Source organism: Streptomyces sp. NPDC004667, assembly GCF_040609475.1.
Taxonomy (GTDB): domain Bacteria; phylum Actinomycetota; class Actinomycetes; order Streptomycetales; family Streptomycetaceae; genus Streptomyces.
In genome coordinates this window covers 1-3,270 of sequence record NZ_JBEXKC010000215.1, presented here as the reverse complement: position 1 = coordinate 3,270, position 3,270 = coordinate 1, and the positions used below count along the sequence as shown (strand labels likewise).

General features: G+C 71.8%; 2 protein-coding genes. Both read right to left on the bottom strand.

Annotated features, from left to right (window positions below; translation table 11 throughout):
• Positions 1–160: 160 nt before the first annotated feature.
• Entirely contained in the window at positions 161–1,108 is a 948-nt protein-coding gene (rapZ, locus tag ABZW32_RS39320; RefSeq protein ID WP_030237204.1) for an RNase adapter RapZ, read from the bottom strand.
• Positions 1,105–3,156, bottom strand: a complete 2,052-nt coding sequence (uvrC, locus tag ABZW32_RS39315; RefSeq protein WP_356225656.1) for an excinuclease ABC subunit UvrC — start codon at positions 3,154–3,156, stop codon at positions 1,105–1,107. The genes rapZ and uvrC overlap by 4 nt, the downstream gene beginning before the upstream one ends.
• Positions 3,157–3,270 lie beyond the last annotated feature (114 nt).

The following is a 3,270-nucleotide window of genomic DNA, read 5'->3' as shown; positions in this document are numbered from 1 at the left end:
AGGGAGGCCGACAGGCCGATGCCGACGCCGAGGGCGACGTCCTTGGGCGCGGCGTCCTTGGCCGCGGGCGCGCCGCGGCGGCAGGGACGAGCCGCCGCGCCGTCCTCGCCCCGGCCGGGGGCGAGGCGGCGCAGGCGGCGCAGGCGCAGGGTCCTTCCGGTCATTCGCGCCCCATGTCCCTGTGGACGACGACGGTCTCGACTCCCTCGGAGGCGAGGCGGGCGGCGAGCTTCTCGGACATGGCGACGCTGCGGTGCTTGCCGCCGGTGCAGCCGACCGCGATGGTCACGTACCGCTTGCCCTCGCGGCGGTAGCCGGTGGCGATGAGCTGGAGCAGCTCGGTGTAGCGGTCGAGGAACTCCTTGGCGCCGGGCTGGCTGAAGACGTAGCCCGAGACCTCCTCGTTGAGCCCGGTGAAGGGGCGCAGCTCCGGCACCCAGTGCGGGTTGGGGATGAAGCGGCAGTCGACGACGAGGTCGGCGTCGACGGGGAGGCCGTACTTGTAGCCGAAGGACATGACGGTGGCCCGCAGCTCGGGCTCCTCGTCACCCGCGAACTGGGCGTCCATCTTCGCGCGCAGCTCGTGCACGTTCAGGCTGGAGGTGTCGATGACCAGGTCGGCGTCCCCGCGCAGCTCGCGCAGCAGGTCGCGTTCGGCGGCGATGCCGTCGACGATGCGGCCGTCGCCCTGGAGGGGGTGCGGTCGGCGGACCGACTCGAAGCGGCGCACCAGCGCGTCGTCGGAGGACTCCAGGAAGACGATGCGCCGGGTGACCCCGCGGGCCTCCAGGTCGGAGAGGGACTCGCGCAGGGCGTCGAAGAACTGGCGGCCCCGGACGTCGACGACGACGGCGATCCGCGCCACGTTGCCCTGGGAGCGGGCGCCGAGCTCCACCATGGTGGGGATCAGCGCGGGCGGAAGGTTGTCGACGACGAACCAGCCGAGGTCCTCCAGACACTTGGCCGCGGTGCTGCGGCCTGCCCCGGACATCCCGGAGATGATCACCAGTTCGGGGATGGCCGCCTCGGCGTTGTCGCCGGGCTCCACTGTCGTGCCCGTACTCACCTGTGCTCCGTCTCGGTCGTGCGTGGTCTCGTGCTCGGTCATTGCTCGGTCCCCCGTTCGGACGCTGCTCCCGCCGGCGCGGGTGCCTCGTCCTCCATGATCTCTCCTGTCGCCGTGTTGACGGCAGGACCGGCCGGGGGAGCCTGGGCGAGGGCCGCGGCCACGGTCTCGGCCGTCTTGCGTCCTATGCCCGGGACCTCGCAGATCTGGTCGATTGTCGCCTGTCTCAGCTTCTTCACCGAACCGAAGTGCTTGACCAGGGCCTGCTTGCGGCTCTCGCCGAGGCCCGGCACCTCGTCCAGGGGGCCCGATTTCAGGCGCTTGCCGCGCTTGTTGCGCTGGTACTGGATGGCGAAGCGGTGGGCTTCGTCACGGACCCGCTGGAGCAGGTAGAGGCCCTCGCTGGTGCGGGGCAGCACGACGGGGTCGTCCTCGCCGGGCAGCCAGACCTCCTCCAGCCGCTTGGCCAGGCCGCACACCGCCACGTCGTCGATCCCGAGCTCCTCCAGGGCCCGCTTCGCGGCCGCCACCTGGGGCTGCCCGCCGTCGACGACGACCAGCTGGGGCGGGTAGGCGAAGCGCTTGGGGCGCCCGTCGTCGTCCGCCGCGCCCACCGCGCCCACCGCGCTCCCGCCGTCGCCGGCGTCCTGCGCGTCCTGTGCGTCCTCGGGGGACCACTCCCCCGTCTTCAGCTTCTCCTGGAGGTAGCGGCGGAAGCGCCGGGAGACCACCTCGTGCATGGAGCGGACGTCGTCCTGTCCTTCGAAGGACTTGATCTGGAAGCGCCGGTACTCGCTCTTCCGGGCGAGGCCGTCCTCGAAGACCACCATCGAGGCCACCACGTCGTCGCCCTGGAGGTGGGAGATGTCGAAGCACTCGATGCGCAGCGGGGCGCCGTCCAGCTCCAGGGCCTCGGCGATCTCCTCCAGGGCGCGGGAGCGGGTGGTCAGGTCGCTGGCGCGCTTGGTCTTGTGCAGGGCGAGGGACTGCTGCGCGTTGCGGTGGACGGTCTCCATGAGGGCCTTCTTGTCCCCGCGCTGCGGGACGCGCAGGCTGACGTTCGAGCCGCGCCGCCCGGCCAGCCACTCGCCCAGGGCCCCGGTGTCCTCCGGGAGCACCGGGACCAGCACCTCCTTGGGGACGGCCTCGCCCTTCTCCTCCCCGTAGAGCTGCTGCAGGGCGTGCTCGACGAGCCCGGCGGTGTCCACGGCCTCGACCTTGTCGGTGACCCAGCCGCGCTGGCCGCGGACCCGGCCGCCGCGGACGTGGAAGATCTGCACGGCGGCTTCGAGCTCGTCCTCGGCAACCGCGATCAGGTCGGCGTCGGTGGCGTCTGCGAGGACGACGGCGTTCTTCTCCATGGCCCGGCGCAGGGCCCCTATGTCGTCGCGCAGACGGGCGGCCTTCTCGTACTCCATCTCCTCGGCGGCCTCGTGCATCTGCTGTTCGAGGCGGGTGAGGTAGGTGCCGGTGCGGCCGGCCATGAAGTCGCAGAAGTCCTCGGCCAGTTCCCGGTGCTCCTCGGGCGTGACCCGGCCGACGCAGGGCGCGGAGCACTTGCCGATGTAGCCGAGCAGGCAGGGCCGGCCGATCTGGGCGGAGCGCTTGAACACTCCGGCGGAGCAGGTGCGGACCGGGAAGACGCGGAGCATCAGGTCGACGGTCTCGCGGATCGCCCAGGCGTGCCCGTACGGGCCGAAGTAGCGCACGCCCTTCTTCTTGGGGCCGCGCATGACCTGCACGCGGGGGTACTGCTCGTTCATGGTGACGGCGAGGGAGGGGTAGCTCTTGTCGTCCCGGTACTTGACGTTGAACCGGGGGTCGAACTCCTTGATCCAGGAGTATTCGAGCTGGAGCGCCTCGACCTCGGTGGAGACCACCGTCCATTCGACGGAGGCGGCCGTGGTGACCATGGTGGCGGTACGGGGGTGCAGGTTCGCGATGTCCTGGAAGTAGCTGGCCAGGCGCTGGCGCAGGCTCTTGGCCTTCCCGACGTAGATCACCCGGCGGTGCTCGTCGCGGAACTTGTAGACCCCCGGGGAGTCGGGGATCTGCCCGGGCTCGGGACGGTAGCTGGAAGGGTCGGCCATGCCGCCCACCCTACTGGCGCGGGCCGACAACGGGCCGTACTCCGCCCCTGCCGCCCCGCCCCCCGGGAGGGGCGGGGCGGCCCCGCGGCGCCCGGCCCCTGGCGGTGGCCGGGC